Annotated in this window: 10 protein-coding genes and 7 tRNA genes; 14 read left to right on the forward strand and 3 right to left on the reverse strand. The window is 59.7% G+C overall.

Annotated elements, in window-relative coordinates; translation table 11 throughout:
• Nucleotides 1-85 precede the first annotated feature (85 nt).
• From I6L44_RS05260 to I6L44_RS05270, 3 genes are all read left to right on the forward strand, one after another.
• Complete coding sequence (locus I6L44_RS05260; RefSeq protein WP_164536668.1) at nucleotides 86-1,297, forward strand: ROK family transcriptional regulator; 1,212 nt, start codon at nucleotides 86-88, stop codon at nucleotides 1,295-1,297.
• 174 nt (nucleotides 1,298-1,471) lie between these two features.
• On the forward strand, nucleotides 1,472-2,227 hold the full coding sequence (locus I6L44_RS05265) for a tRNA-uridine aminocarboxypropyltransferase (RefSeq protein WP_216953485.1): 756 nt from the start codon (nucleotides 1,472-1,474) through the stop codon (nucleotides 2,225-2,227).
• A 201-nt stretch (nucleotides 2,228-2,428) separates the two neighbouring features.
• Nucleotides 2,429-3,205, forward strand: a complete 777-nt coding sequence (locus tag I6L44_RS05270; RefSeq protein ID WP_005333472.1) for a TSUP family transporter — start codon at nucleotides 2,429-2,431, stop codon at nucleotides 3,203-3,205.
• A gap of 76 nt (nucleotides 3,206-3,281) precedes the next feature.
• Here the strand turns inward: I6L44_RS05270 and I6L44_RS05275 are convergent, their stop codons facing one another.
• Both I6L44_RS05275 and I6L44_RS05280 read right to left on the reverse strand, forming a co-directional pair.
• Complete coding sequence (locus I6L44_RS05275) at nucleotides 3,282-4,148, reverse strand: LysR family transcriptional regulator (protein WP_167574348.1); 867 nt, start codon at nucleotides 4,146-4,148, stop codon at nucleotides 3,282-3,284.
• Between the two features lie 69 nt (nucleotides 4,149-4,217).
• Complete coding sequence (locus tag I6L44_RS05280; protein ID WP_167574347.1) at nucleotides 4,218-5,135, reverse strand: DMT family transporter; 918 nt, start codon at nucleotides 5,133-5,135, stop codon at nucleotides 4,218-4,220.
• Between the two features lie 168 nt (nucleotides 5,136-5,303).
• Between I6L44_RS05280 and I6L44_RS05285 the strand changes: the two genes are divergently transcribed.
• The 3 genes from I6L44_RS05285 (at nucleotide 5,304) to I6L44_RS05295 (ending at nucleotide 8,970) form a co-directional block, all read left to right on the forward strand.
• Complete coding sequence (locus I6L44_RS05285) at nucleotides 5,304-6,182, forward strand: helix-turn-helix domain-containing protein (protein ID WP_216953486.1); 879 nt, start codon at nucleotides 5,304-5,306, stop codon at nucleotides 6,180-6,182.
• A 262-nt stretch (nucleotides 6,183-6,444) separates the two neighbouring features.
• The gene (locus tag I6L44_RS05290; RefSeq protein ID WP_216953487.1) at nucleotides 6,445-8,082 is read left to right on the forward strand and encodes an ATP-dependent endonuclease; all 1,638 of its coding nucleotides are present in this window, start codon (nucleotides 6,445-6,447) and stop codon (nucleotides 8,080-8,082) included.
• Between the two features lie 168 nt (nucleotides 8,083-8,250).
• On the forward strand, nucleotides 8,251-8,970 hold the full coding sequence (locus tag I6L44_RS05295) for a hypothetical protein (protein ID WP_151285685.1): 720 nt from the start codon (nucleotides 8,251-8,253) through the stop codon (nucleotides 8,968-8,970).
• A 67-nt stretch (nucleotides 8,971-9,037) separates the two neighbouring features.
• On the opposite strand, the gene glgX is transcribed toward I6L44_RS05295, so the two are convergent.
• Entirely contained in the window at nucleotides 9,038-11,101 is a 2,064-nt protein-coding gene (gene glgX, locus I6L44_RS05300; RefSeq protein ID WP_151285686.1) for a glycogen debranching protein GlgX, read from the reverse strand.
• Nucleotides 11,102-11,297: 196 nt separating this feature from the next.
• Here glgX and I6L44_RS05305 point away from each other — a divergent pair.
• From I6L44_RS05305 to I6L44_RS05340, 8 genes are all read left to right on the forward strand, one after another.
• Nucleotides 11,298-11,374, forward strand: a tRNA-Met gene (locus I6L44_RS05305).
• Between the two features lie 87 nt (nucleotides 11,375-11,461).
• Nucleotides 11,462-11,538 (forward strand) — tRNA-Met (locus I6L44_RS05310).
• Between the two features lie 87 nt (nucleotides 11,539-11,625).
• Nucleotides 11,626-11,702 (forward strand) — tRNA-Met (locus I6L44_RS05315).
• Between the two features lie 87 nt (nucleotides 11,703-11,789).
• A tRNA-Met gene (locus I6L44_RS05320) sits at nucleotides 11,790-11,866 on the forward strand.
• A gap of 87 nt (nucleotides 11,867-11,953) precedes the next feature.
• A tRNA-Met gene (locus tag I6L44_RS05325) sits at nucleotides 11,954-12,030 on the forward strand.
• Between the two features lie 87 nt (nucleotides 12,031-12,117).
• Nucleotides 12,118-12,194: transfer RNA gene (locus tag I6L44_RS05330), tRNA-Met, on the forward strand.
• 87 nt (nucleotides 12,195-12,281) lie between these two features.
• A tRNA-Met gene (locus I6L44_RS05335) sits at nucleotides 12,282-12,358 on the forward strand.
• A 172-nt stretch (nucleotides 12,359-12,530) separates the two neighbouring features.
• A complete protein-coding gene (locus I6L44_RS05340; protein WP_216953488.1) occupies nucleotides 12,531-14,021 on the forward strand; it encodes a leucyl aminopeptidase family protein in 1,491 nt (496 codons plus the stop codon).
• Nucleotides 14,022-14,034: the final 13 nt, after the last annotated feature.

The raw sequence follows: 14,034 nt of genomic DNA on the forward strand, positions 1-14,034 counted from the left end.
CCGGTTCAGACCGCGCTTTATTTGGGGATCGAGCAATAATGTGTGAAAATCGGTGGCCCCAGTTTCAGCCCTTAATCCATACCCTATGAATGAGATCGTGAAAGGCAGTATCGATTTGATCCGTCAGCTCAACTATGGCCTGGTCTATGCCAGTCTGGAGGAGCACAAGGAGCTGTCGCGCACCGATCTCTCCCGCCTGACCGGCCTCTCGCCTGCCAGCATCACCAAGATCACTCGTGAACTGCTCGATGGTGGTCTGGTGGTGACCTGTGGCGAAAGTTCGGTGGGGCGCGGTCGTCGTCAGACCCTGCTGCGCATCAACGAGCGCCGCTTCCAGTTTCTCTCCATGCGTCTTGGTCGTGGTTACGTGGATATGGCGCTGTTCGACTTTTCAGGCCGCTCCCTGGCCCGCCATCGCCACCTCTTTACCGAGCTTGAGCGTAACGACCTGCTGGGCAGCTTAGTACATGCGATCCAGGGGTTCTTGCCGAGAAAGTCCCTCAATCTGGCCTGTATCGCTCTCTGTCTACCCGGACAGGTAGAGCGTCACTCCGGTATGGTCAAACATTTCCCCTTCTATGATCTGCGCAACTGGCCGCTTGGGCCGACCTTGCAGGAGGTGTTCTCGGTACCTGTGCTGGTGAGTGGTGATGTGCGCACCTGGATCCAGGCAGAGCGGGAGTGGGGGGCCGCCAAAAATTGCGCCGATGCGGTGCTGGTGTTTGTCCACAACGACATCGGGGTTGGCATGGTGGTCAATGGCCAGCTCATCGAGAGCGAGAATGCGCTGCTCGGGGATCTCAGCCACCTGCAGCTCGAGCCCTATGGCCAGCGCTGCTACTGCGGCGGCTTTGGTTGTGCCTGCACCCTAGTGACCAATCAGGCGCTGGAGGCGCAATACCGGGATCTGCGCGAACGGATGCAGGAGCACGACTTGCCCGAGAGCGTCACCATCCGCGAGCTGTGCGAGCTGGCGCTGGCGGGCAACGGCCTCTGTCAGGATATTCTCCATCAGGCGGCGGGCCGCCTCTCCAAGGTACTCTCCAATCTCATCTGCCTGCTTAATCCGGGCAAGCTGCTGCTGGGGGGCGAGATCACCCGTGCCGATCGGCTGCTGTTCCCCATGCTGCACCAGTCGCTGGCCAGCCAGTTGCCCGCCGAATATCTGGTTCGGCTGCAGATTGAATCCACCCACTTCTACGAAGATCCCACCAAGCCCACCTCGGTGCAGGTGCACAAGGCGCTGCGCGATGGCAGCCTGTTGCTGGAGCTGCTGCGCAGCTGTCAGGAGTCGTAAGACAAGAGGAGTTGGCGCAGTGTCTGGCGAAAAGGGCAGGGATTGCTGTTCCGCCAGCGCGTAACTCGGTACAATCTTGCGCTTTTCCGGCAGTCCCCCTGTTATCGCGCCCTGTGGCGCCGTGACATGTTGGCACCGCTGCCGTTCCTGTTTTGACTCCAGTTGTGAACCTAGATGAAGCCTGTTCCTGATCACGCCGTCAACCGCCTGCGGGCCTGGCGCAAGAGTATCTCTACCCGACCGTTTCTTGCCCGTGGCGGCACTCTGGCCCGCTGTCCGGCCTGTCAGCTGCGCGAGGATTGGTGTGCCTGCGAGTGGCGCCCCGAACTCAAAGCAGAGGCAGGTTTCTGCCTGCTGATGTATGACAGTGAGCCGATGAAACCCTCCAACACCGGTCGCCTCATTGCCGATGTGTTGCCGGACACTACCTGGGCGTTTCTCTGGTCACGTACCCAGCCCCATCCCGAGCTGCTGGCCCTGCTGGCCGATCCAGCCTGGCAGCCCTATGTGGTCTTTCCCGCTTGCGAGAAGGAGCCTGCCCGCCTGACCGGCGAGGTGACGCTGGCACCGGGTAAAAAACCGCTCTTTATCCTGCTCGATGGCACCTGGCCGGAGGCGCGCAAGATGTTCAACAAGAGCCCCTATCTCGACGGATTTCCGGTGCTGGCCATCAAGCCCGATGCGCTCTCGACCTATGGGATGCGGGTGGCCAACTGCGACGAGCACCTCTGCACCGCCGAAGTGGCGGCCTGCGTGCTGGAAGTGGCGGGGGAGCTCAAGGCGGGGCAGGCATTGCAGCACTGGTTCAATCTGTTCAGCAGACGCTACATGGCCGGTCGGGTCAGCCGTTTCCCCGGTGCCGATGAGGATCATCTATGTGAGGCGCTGGCGGCCATCAAGGAAGCGGAAGTCCCGTCACCCGCGCTGTAACGGGCCCTCTGAGGGTTGGGGCAGGGGCGTGGCCGCTCAAATTAATGAAAATCAGGAATCAATTGGCTGCCACTGTTTCGTTAGATTCATGGTCAGTGGCCCGCTAGGATAGCGGACAGCCTGTGCTCCCCGCACAACGTCGTTTTGGTGTTCTCCGGTTGCCCAACCCCTTAGGGCAACCCACTCTCGTGAGGTCTATGGATGGAATTGGAACTGGTTACCCTGTTTGCCCTGTTCGGTGTAGCGCTTGTCGCCGGCTTTATCGATGCCATCGCCGGTGGCGGCGGTCTGCTGACGGTGCCAGCGTTGCTCGCCACCGGCATGCCGCCCGCGCTGGTGCTCGGCACCAACAAGCTGCAGAGCAGTTTTGGCTCCTTCTCCGCCACCTGGTTCTATGCCCGCAAGGGGCTGCTGGAGTGGGCCATGATCTGGCCTGCGGTGATCTGCACTTTTATCGGTGCGGCTATCGGCACGCTGGCGGTGCAGACCATAGACGCCGCCATTCTCGAGCGCCTGCTCCCTTTCCTGCTGATGGCCTTTGCCTGCTACTTCTACTTCTCGCCGCGGGTAAGCGATGCCGAGAGCTCCCGCCGTCTGACTCCCATGCTGTTTGCGTTGCTGGTGGGGGGCGGTGTCGGCTTTTATGACGGCTTCTTCGGGCCGGGCACAGGTTCTTTTTTTGCCATCGGTTTCGTAGCGCTGGCGGGTTTTGGCATGGCGCGCGCCACCGCCCATACCAAGCTGCTCAACTTCACCTCGAATATCGCCTCCCTGCTGTTCTTTGCGCTCGGTGGCAAGGTGGTGTGGAGTGTCGGTTTTTGCATGGCGCTGGGACAGTTTATCGGCGCCCGCTTTGGCTCCAAGATGGTGCTGAAAAAAGGGGTGAAGCTGATCAAGCCACTGTTGGTGACCGTCTCCTTGCTGATGTCTGCCAAGCTGGTGTGGAGCCAGTATCCGGAGCTATTTGCCTGGATCTGAGTTGCGGGGAGTGTACGACGAATCGGATGTTTACGGGGCCCTTGGGCCCCGTTGTCATATCTGGTGTTTTACAGCGCTAGCGCGGTGTGTCGCTGCAGTGGCGAAAGTGTTGGTGCAGGGCGCTCACCAGCCTGGCGATCCGCTCTCGCTTTAGGCTGTTTGGTCGGTAGACCAGATGCAGGGGACGGCCTAGCCCGGGCAGTGGGCGCGCCATCTCCCCCTGTTCTCCCACCAGCCCCAGCAGGCCAGCGGGGAGCAGCACAGGGCCAATGCCTGCCTTGGCGAGTTCGATGAGCGCCAGATAGGAGTCGAGCTCCATGGTGGGCTCCAATCCCATATCTGCCAGCGGTTCGCGCAGGTAGCGGTTGGAGGGGTTCTCCAGATCCATGGTGAGGATCTTGCGCCTGCTTTCTGCGCTGGCTGGCGGCAGGCTCTGCTGCGCCTCGCCAACCAGATAAAAGGGCTCTTCCAGTAGCAGATCGGCGCCGAGGCCATGGCCGGGTGGGAGCCGACCGGCGCAGATGCCGAGCAGGGCATCACCGCTGCGCACCCGCGCCAGAATGACCGGCGTGTGGTGGGTAGAGAGGGCAAGGTGGGGATCGTGCTCCAGATAGTCGCGCATGAAGTGGGCGAGATAACCCGCCAGCAGGGTTTCGGAGCAGGCGATGGGGAGAGGACTCTGATCCGCCAGATCCTGACTATCGGCAAGCACCCCTTTCATTTCGGCCAGACTCGGGGCCACTCGCTCAAGCAGCTCCTTGGCCTGCGGGGTGAGGCGGATCTGGCGCCCCTCCGGCTCGATCAGCTTCTTGCCGAGGCGCTGCTCCAGCTGGGCAATCCGCTTGCTCACCGCCGACTGGCTGATATAGAGGCGACTGGCCACCTTGGCCATGGTTCCTTCACTTGCCAGTAGGCTCAGCGTCTCCAGCCCTTCCAGTAACATCTCGCCCCCTTGTTTATCGCCATCAGGATCGTCACAGATTGATCAGCGCTACCTTAGGGGCTGACTGGCTCAGGAGCAAGGGTCGTTTGCTGCCTTGGCCGGTCGAATGCGCCATTCGCTCAAGGGCGGCGCGAAGATCACCAGATTGCCGATCAGGCTGATCACCACTCCGGCCACCGAGACCGGCTGCCAGACAAAGCCTTCATAGAAGGTGGAGAGGGTAAGCGCCACCAATGGAAAGAGCACGGTGGCGTAGGAGGCCTTGCTGGCACCGATGCGCCCCACCAGCGTCAGATAGGCGGTAAAGGCGATCACCGAGCCAAACAGGGCGAGGTAGACCATGGCCACCAGATAGTGGCCATCGGTCGGCACCACCAGCTGTTGGCCTAGCAATATGACCCAGCCCAGCAACAGCACCACGCCGTAAACCATGCCCCAGGGCACCAGTTGCAGTACGTGGTAGCCATGGCGTTGGCCCCGTGCCGAGACCAGATTGCCCAGCGAAAAGCAGAGGGTGCCGCCGCAGGCGAGCAGCAGCCCCTTCCAGCCGTTTGCACCCAGTTGCGCATCCGCCAGCACCGGCCAGAACAGCAGCAGGGTGCCAAAGAGCCCCAGCAAGGAGCCTTGCAGCCAGCGCAGGGTGGGGCGCTTGTTCTCGAACAGCCAGAGGTTGAGGCCGTTGAAGATGCTGGCACTGGCAAAGATCACCGCCGACATGCCGCTCGGGATATAGCGGGTGGCGTGGTAGAAACAGAGAAAATTGGTGGAAAAGAGCAGGGCACCGAGCAGCGCCGCATAGCGCTGGCCATGCCACGGCAGGCGCGGAAAGCGGCCGCTGGCGGTGAGCAGGGCAAACAGTGCCACCGCAGCCAGCAGGAAGCGGTAGAGCACCGACACCTCGATGGGGATGGGGCCAAGTTGCCAGGCGATGGCAATCCAGGTGCTGCCCCAGATAAGCACGGTGGCAAGATAGAGCATCAGGTTCATCACTGTTCCGGTGAGTCAGGGAGAGATGACCCACTATGGGGCAAGCCCTGATGGCTGGATTGCACCATCTTGCGGTTTTTCATCGCCCTGCGCTGTCATCTGCGGGCGCGGTCGGTAAGATGGGTGGCAGCGACATAACACTTACACCGGAACAGGCGGCAGGGGCGAATGAAAACAGCAGGGGTATTTGATGCTCTGGTCAGCACCGGCGCCCGGCTGGACGACGCTTGCTGGCTCGAACCCGGGCTTGGCGTCGCCAGTTGGTGCAACTGCTATGACCAGACCCGCTATCACAAGCCGGGCCACCACACCCTGAGCGTCTATCTGCAAGGAGGCGAGCAGACCGAGCGACTCGATGGGCCGGGTGGCCACGGCGGCACCGGCAAGGTGTGCATCATGCCGGATCACCACAGATCCGAGTGGCTGGTGCGCGAAGAGTTTCGCTTCTTTCATCTCTACTTCACCCCGGCTCACCTCACCCGTATCGCCGAGGAGGTGTGTGACAAGGAGGGGCGCCACCTGCAACTGGTGGACAAGACCTTTATCGACGATCCGCAGGCGGCTTCGCTGGTGCAGCGCCAGTTGATGCAGCTTCAGTGGCAGCAAGGGGTCGATCGGTTGGCACTCTCCCACGGCGCCTGGATGTTGATCCTCCACGCCTATCGCCACCACACCGAGGAGGCTCCCGGTCTGCCGCCTCTGCGCGGCGGGCTGGCGCCCGTGGTGATCAAGCGGGTGCAGGAGTATCTGCAGGCCCATCTGGCCGATTCGGTCACGCTGGCAGAGCTGGCCCAGCAGGCGGGGCTGAGCGAGTATCACTTTGCCCGCATGTTCGGCCAGAGTCTCGGCTGCCCGCCCCACCGTTACCTGCTGGGGCTGCGGCTCAAACGGGCCAAGCAGCTGTTGACTGGCCCCGAGCCGCTGGCCAGCATCGCCAGTCAGTGTGGCTTCTCTTCGCAGGCCCATTTCGGTAATCGTTTTCGCGAGGCGTTTGGTTTGACGCCGGGGCAGTGGCGGGCGCAATTGTCATCTTCCCGTCACAGATAAGCCTGAGACTTTGGGCAAAAGAGGTGTACTCTCTACCACTTATCCATTGAAAGGAATGCCCATTGAATTATCGCAAACGTCAAATCCGTACCCGTCACCTTTGGTTCAGCCACTGGAATGCCCCGCAAGATCGCACCGCTGTCGTCACCCCTCCCGAACCTGCAGTGCCTCACAGTTCACGTTGAAAAAGCCCGGCTGCCGATAGGATTTTCCAGTTAACTTTGCCACTATTGCTCAATCTGAGTGACGTGGACATTGCAGGATGTTTCTGGAACGTATTGAAGTAAAAGGTTTTCGCGGTATAAATCGTCTTTCGCTCGGGTTGGATCACACCACAGTGCTGATTGGCGAGAATACCTGGGGCAAGTCGAGCCTGTTGCGCGCGCTCTGGTGTCTGCTGGGGCAAAATGCCGAGCCCTATCAGTTCACCGCCGATGATTTTCACCAACCGGAAGATCCCGAGCTGGCCCCTTCGCGTCATCTGCAACTGGTGCTCACCTTCAGTGAGCACAGGCCACAAATGTGCCAGCATTCTCGCCGTCTGGCTCGTCTTGGCGCCTCCTGGGTGCTGCACAAGGACAAGTTTCATCGCATCCACTATCGTGCCAGTGCCGAGCTGCAAGCTGATGGCTCTGTGCTCACCATTCACGACTTTCTCGACGGGGTGGGCAAGAGCCTGCCTATTGCCAATACTAACGAACTGGTTAGCCTGCTGATCACCATGAACCCGGTGTTCCGGCTGCGGGACGCTCGCAGTGCCCGCAACGGGGTGGAAACCCTGCAGTGGGGAGATCTCTCGGAGCACAGACTCAGTGAACTGGCCGACAAGCTGATCGATGAGCCCCAGCGCATCGGGGAGCCGGAGTTGAAGGAGGCGCTGCAAGCAGTGCGCCAGCTGATGGATCACTATTTCAACGCTCTGGCCCCCATCAAGAACAAACCGCGCAGCCAGCGTGACATCATCAATCGTCCCATGACGTTGCGCAATCCTGGCAACCTGCACACCCTGCTGCGCCATGCCGATAACCGCACCCTGCAACTGGCGATGGCCGGGATGGCGGCGACCCTGCTGCAGGCGCGAGGCAATCGCGAGCTGGAGGAGGGGGCCCGTCCCATCATGATCCTGGAGGATCCTGAGAGCCGGCTGCACCCCACCATGCTGGCGCTGGCGTGGGGGCTGCTGGAACAACTGCCGGGCCAGAAGCTGCTCACCACCAACTCGGGGGACTTGCTTTCTTCACTGCCGCTCAATCAGGTACGACGACTGGTGCGTCGGCAGCAGGATATCCTCTGTCACCAGCTGGGGGGCGAGCGCTACAGCAGCGACGATTTGCGCAAGATCGCCTTCCATGTGCGGATCAACCGCCCGATGTCGCTATTTGCCCGTTGCTGGCTGCTGGTGGAGGGGGAGACCGAAATCTGGTTGCTCTCCGAGCTGGCCCAGATCTGTGGTTACAGTTTGCGGGCCGAAGGGGTGCGGATTATCGAGTTTGCCCAGTGCGGCCAGTCACCGCTGATCAAGGTGGCGCGGGATTTTGGTATCGAATGGCACTTGTTGACCGATGGCGACGAGGCGGGGCTCAAGTATGCTGCTTCGGCCCGGGGCCAACTCAAAGGGGAGCGGGAACGGGATCGGTTGACTCAGTTGCCAGCCTCTGACATTGAACATTACCTCTATCACAATGGTTTTGAAGCCGTGTTCCGGCGGGAAGCAGGGGTGGGCGGACGAGCCATGTGGAGTGCCAGTCATATCATCAACAAGGCGATTCATCATCGCAGCAAGCCGGGGATGGCGCTGGCTGTGGTGGAAGAAGCCGAGCGGCTTGGTGCCGAGCATATTCCTCCCGTGCTGCGTCAGATGTTTGCCCGGGTGGTGGCACTGGCTCGCGGTCAGGTGTGAAGTCGGTGTGATAATGGGCCTGTCGGCAGCATCATGACCTTCGGGGCATCTGCTCATTTTTTGCCGGTCTGTTTGTCGTGATTGGGGATAGCCGCAGGTTTGGGTATACTCGCCCACTCTTCTCCGGCGCCCCGGTGGCGCCCCCGAATTCTTGCTGCTGGAGGCGTCATGTTCGTCCAACTCCCACTTTGGCTCTTTCCCCTTACCGGCTTGATGGCGCTTGGAGCCCTCATTGCCCTCGGTATCGTGTTGTGGCGCGGTGATATCTGCCCTGGCCAGCGCTCACGCATCACTCAGCAGCTCTTTTCCATCTGGGTCATTACCGCGCTCTCCTTGATGCTGGCGGTAGAGGCCAAGGCAGCCAGTTGGCTGATCTGGAGTGGTGGTGCCGCACTGGTGCTCGGGGTCGGCTTGTCGCTGGCCCAGTCACGGTTGGAGGGCAAGCGTGCAGTCCCCTCAACGCTGCTCTGGCTACCGGCGTTGCCACTCGCTGTTTATGGCTTCGGGCTGCTGCAGCTGCAGGGCTGGGTGAGCGGTTTATTGCAGATGGTGATGCTGGGAGCGGCCTTTGCTCACCTGATGCTGTTGCGAGCCCGTCACCGCCTCAAGGCGTTTAATACTCTTCTGCCGCTGGCTGCGCTGGCGGGCGCCATGGCCAGCCTTATCTGGCTGGCCGTGCTGGTGGGCTGGCAAGGGGCTGAAGCCAATCTCGATGATCTGATCCCGGCGGTGGTGACACAGGCTGCCTTGTTGGTGGCTTCCCTGCTGCTCTGGTTCAGCCCGCTCTACTTGCAGCGTGATACCGCGCCTGTGGTGGTTTCCACTTCCCTGTGTGGCCTGCTTATCGCCCAGATCGCCGCTACCAGCGTGCTGTACCAGCTGATCTGACACTGACACTGAAAAGAGCAAGCCCCGAGCCAAGGCCCGGGGCTTTTTCATATCTGACTCTCGAGAATCAATAGAAGTCATCGGCCCCGCAGATAAACAGGCAACTGCTGCGTGGCTGGGCCAGATACTCTCTGGTCAACCCTTCCAGTGGCATGCCAAAAGTGCAGATATCTTGCGGTGAGGGGAGGGCGGTATCGAGGATCCGCCGCCAGTAGCCGCCAACTCCCTTGGGCGGGCTGGGCAGGTTGAAGGTGAGGGGCTCCCAGTAGGCGTTAAACAGTACGTAAAGGGCCAGTCGGGTTTCGCTTGACAGCGCCGACATGGCGATGGCATGGGAGTGCGGACTGAAGTCTGGCTGCATGGCATTGACTCCGTGCCAGCAGATCTCGCTGTGCCGCAGGATTTCGGTGAGCGACAGTGGCATGCTCTCCTGCTCCGGGCGCTGGAACAGATGTTTGCGATATTGGATCAGCTCCTTCATGAAGCGGAACATCTCCTGGCTGCGGGGAGTTGGTTGCCAATCCATCCAGCAGGTCGCGTTGTCCTGACAGTAACCGTTGTTGTTGCCGTGCTGGGTGCGCAGCAGTTCATCCCCCATCAACAGCATCGGGGATCCCACCGATAACAGGGTTGCCACCATCATGTTCTTGGCTTGGCGCGTGCGCAGGGCATTGATCTGGGGATCGTCCGTTACCCCTTCATGGCCGTGGTTCCAGCTGAAGTTGTGATCACAGCCATCACGGTTCTGCTCGCCATTGGCCTCGTTATGCTTGTTGTTGTAACTGGCCCAGTCCCACAGGGTAAAGCCGTCGTGGCAGGTGACGAAATTGATACTCTTCTCGGGATCTGCATGGTGATAGTGATAGATATCGGGGCTACCGCACAACCGTTCGACAAAGGCGGTGACGCTGTTGTCATCCCCGCGCAGAAAGCGGCGCACATCATCCCTGAACTGGCCGTTCCACTCACGCCAGCGGGCGCCGGCCAGTGATCCCACCTGATAGAGCCCCCCTGCATCCCAGGCCTCGGCGATCAACTTGATATCGGCGATCTTGGGATCGGTATCTATGGTGCGCAGGGTCGGGGCATTGGCCTGTGGCTGGCCCGATTCATCCCGCGACAAAATGGCAGCCAGATCAAACCGGAAGCCGTCGACGTGCATCTCCTGGCGCCAGAAGTGCAGGCTGTCCATGATCATCCGCAGTACCACCGGGTGTGCGCCGTTGAAGGTGTTGCCACAGCCCGAGTAGTTGGTGTCCTTCTGGTTGTTGTCGAGGATGTAGTAGGCCTCGTTGTCGATGCCGCGAAACGAGAAGGTGGGGCCATCATCTCCCCCCTCGGCGGTGTGGTTATAGACCACATCCAGGATCACTTCGATATTGGCCCTGTGCAACGCCTTGACCATATCGCGAAATTCGGTCAGCGGATCATCGCCACAGGCGTACTGGGCATGGGGGGCGAAAAAGGACATGGGGCTGTATCCCCAGTAGTTGGATAGCCCCCTGGGAGCATCCTGAGGATCGAACTGAAACACCGGCAGCAGTTCAACGGCGGTGACCCCGAGAGATTGCAGATAGGGGATCTTCTCAATCAATCCAAGATAGGTGCCCCGCAATGCAGGATCAACCCCGGAGCTCGGGGAGTTGGTAAACCCCCCCAGATGGAGTTCGTAAATCACCGAGCGGGAGAGAGAGTGAGCAGGCAGTTTGTCTCCTTCCCAGTTGTAGTGGCGGGTATCGACTACCCGATTTTTGGCGCAGCAAGCCATATTGCTGCCGGGGCGTGCAGCCGCCCATCGGTCATAGTTGGGGCCCAGTTCAATACTGCGCCCATAGGGATCGAGCAGAACCTTGTCACCATCAAAGCGGGTGCCACAATAGGGACGCCATGGTCCCTGGATACGGTAGGCGTAGCGTTGCCCGATGGGGAGTCCTTCAATATGGATATGCCAGTAGTAGGCAGTTCGGTTGAAACGGGGGGAGAGGGGAATTACCTCGGGACTATCATCTTCGGCACTGGAGAAAAGCAGCAGCTCTACCCGGCTGGCCAAGCGGGCCCAGATGGCGAAGTTGACGCCGCGGTTGTCGGGTGTCGCCCCCAACTGACGGCAGTGACCGGCGGAGATGCGCATATCATACCTACCCAAAATGAGGAGTGTTCATCTCACTGAGTATAGTGCCTGGTATGTGGCTTTGACTCTATTGCCTGAAAAAACAGCATGATGCTGCTAATGTCCTCACTCTCTGTCTGATTAATCTACGAATAAACTTTTTTTGAGATATTTACTTGCAATCTGTGCGCTGGCGCCTATTATTGGCGACCTCAGACGCGGGGTGGAGCAGCTCGGTAGCTCGTCGGGCTCATAACCCGAAGGTCGTCGGTTCAAATCCGGCCCCCGCAACCAACTTTTCGTCAGCCTGCGATTGTGTCAACAGTCGAAAGCAGACAAACGCCACCAAGCTACTGCTCTGCTTGAGGGTGACAATTCGGACGCGGGGTGGAGCAGCTCGGTAGCTCGTCGGGCTCATAACCCGAAGGTCGTCGGTTCAAATCCGGCCCCCGCAACCAACTTTTCGTCAGCCTGCGATTGTGTCAACAGTCGAAAGCAGACAAACGCCGTCAAGCTACTGCTCGGCTTGAGGGTGACAATTCGGACGCGGGGTGGAGCAGCTCGGTAGCTCGTCGGGCTCATAACCCGAAGGTCGTCGGTTCAAATCCGGCCCCCGCAACCAACTTTTCGTCAGCTTGCGATTGTGTCAACAGTCGAAAGCAGACAAACGCCATCAAGCTACTGCTCGGCTTGAGGGTGACAATTCGGACGCGGGGTGGAGCAGCTCGGTAGCTCGTCGGGCTCATAACCCGAAGGTCGTCGGTTCAAATCCGGCCCCCGCAACCAACTTTTCGTCAGCTTGCGATTGTGTCAACAGTCGAAAGCAGACAAACGCCATCAAGCTACTGCTCGGCTTGAGGGTGACAATTCGGACGCGGGGTGGAGCAGCTCGGTAGCTCGTCGGGCTCATAACCCGAAGGTCGTCGGTTCAAATCCGGCCCCCGCAACCAACTTTTCGTCAGCCTGCGACTGTGTCAACAGTCGAAAGCAGACAAACGCCGTCAAGCTACTGCTCGGCTTGAGGGTGACAATTCGGACGCGGGGTGGAGCAGCTCGGTAGCTCGTCGGGCTCATAACCCGAAGGTCGTCGGTTCAAATCCGGCCCCCGCAACCAACTTTTCGTCAGCTTGCGATTGTGTCAACAGTCGAAAGCAGACAAACGCCATCAAGCTACTGCTCGGCTTGAGGGTGACAATTCGGACGCGGGGTGGAGCAGCTCGGTAGCTCGTCGGGCTCATAACCCGAAGGTCGTCGGTTCAAATCCGGCCCCCGCAACCAACTTCCTGATAGTTTTCTTCTTTTCCCCCTCATTACATTGAATATATATCCATCGGGTATGCAACCGATGGCGATTAATGCTGTTTCCTGCGCTTTTTCAAGACCATAACTGGTCGTCTCGACCATTTGTTAGGTATCATCAGATATCTCTTCATGGATGAGGCACGCGCCTGTGATCACTCCTTTTACCTATCTTCCTCCTGCTATTGAAAGCCGGGATGCCACGCTGACCGAGACCCTTTCACAGGGCTTGCCATTGCAACTGCTGCTGATCGCCGAAGAGCAAAAGGAAGCATTGCTGTCGCTACCGGCCCTGTCGGGGATCAATACCCAGTTGGCACTTGGGCAAAAAGCACCTTTCACCCTGATGCATGGTTCCACCCTGTTGCTGGTCATATTGGTGACCGGCAATGTGACGCGGGATCACCGTCTTTATAAGCAGGTCAGAGGTTGGATAGCCCCGCTCTCCGGGCTCAAGGTAGAGCGGCTCGGGCTGCATCTGGAGGGGTTCTCCCCCTCAGAGTGGGTGATGCTGGCTGAATTGATGTTGTCGGCTCTGTTGGCCGCCAATCTACCGTTGCCGACCAGCAAAAGCCGTAGCGAAAGTGGCTGGAACTATCAGCATGTGTCGGTCTCTCCTGCTGTAGTGCTGGATCTGGCTCGTATCTACAGCGAAGCAGGGGGCAATGGGCTGGCTCGTCATTTGGCGGTGTTACCCGCCTCGGAGCTGACTGCGGCCAGCTATCGCGAGTTCGTCAGCCAGCTGGCTCAGGATGAAGGTTGGCAGTGCCATCACTACGATCAGGCGCAGCTGGCCGAGCTGGGAGCGGGGGCTTTTTTGGCGGTAGCCCGCGGTTCGGAAGATAATCAGGGGGCCATGGTGAAGCTCAGCTACTACCCGCCCAAGCCGGTACGCCGCATTGCGCTGGTGGGCAAGGGGATCTGCCATGACTCAGGTGGCTATAACCTCAAGGTTTCCGGCAGCATGTATGGCATGCATCTCGATATGGGGGGCAGTGCGGTGGCGCTGGGTACCCTTTATGCCATCAGTCGGGCTCAGCTGCCCTATGAGGTTCACTGCTGGTTGGCGATTGCCGAGAATCATATCGGTCCCCAGGCTTATCGTCCGGGTGAAGTGGTGACGGCGATGAATGGTCTCACCATCGAAGTGGTGGATACCGATGCGGAGGGACGAATGGTGCTGGCCGATACCCTGACGATGGCGGCGCAGGATACTCCGGATCTGCTGATCGATTATGCGACTCTGACCGGCGCTTGCAAGCGGGCATTGGGCAGTCGCTATAGCGGCGTCTTTACCAATCGCCGCGAATGGCTGGCATCGCTGGTCAAGCTGGGTCAGCACAGCGGTGAACGAGTCTGGCCCTTTCCGCTCGATGAGGATTACGATGAAAATATCGAGAGCGAGTGGGCCGATCTGTTGCAGTGTGCACCAGGCAGTTCGCCGGATCACATTGATGCGGCCCGCTTTCTTGCCCATTTTATCCCCGAGCAGACGCCCTGGCTGCACTTCGACCTGAGCGGTTTTCGCAACAAGGGGGGCAATGGGGTGGTCTCCAGCGAAGTGACCGGCTTTGGTGTGCGGCTCACGCTGGATCTGCTGGCTGGCCCACTCGGTCGAGTGGGGCACTCAGCTTCCGAATAATCTGACTGATAAA

Source organism: Aeromonas sp. FDAARGOS 1414, assembly GCF_019047065.1.
GTDB lineage: Bacteria > Pseudomonadota > Gammaproteobacteria > Enterobacterales > Aeromonadaceae > Aeromonas > Aeromonas veronii_A.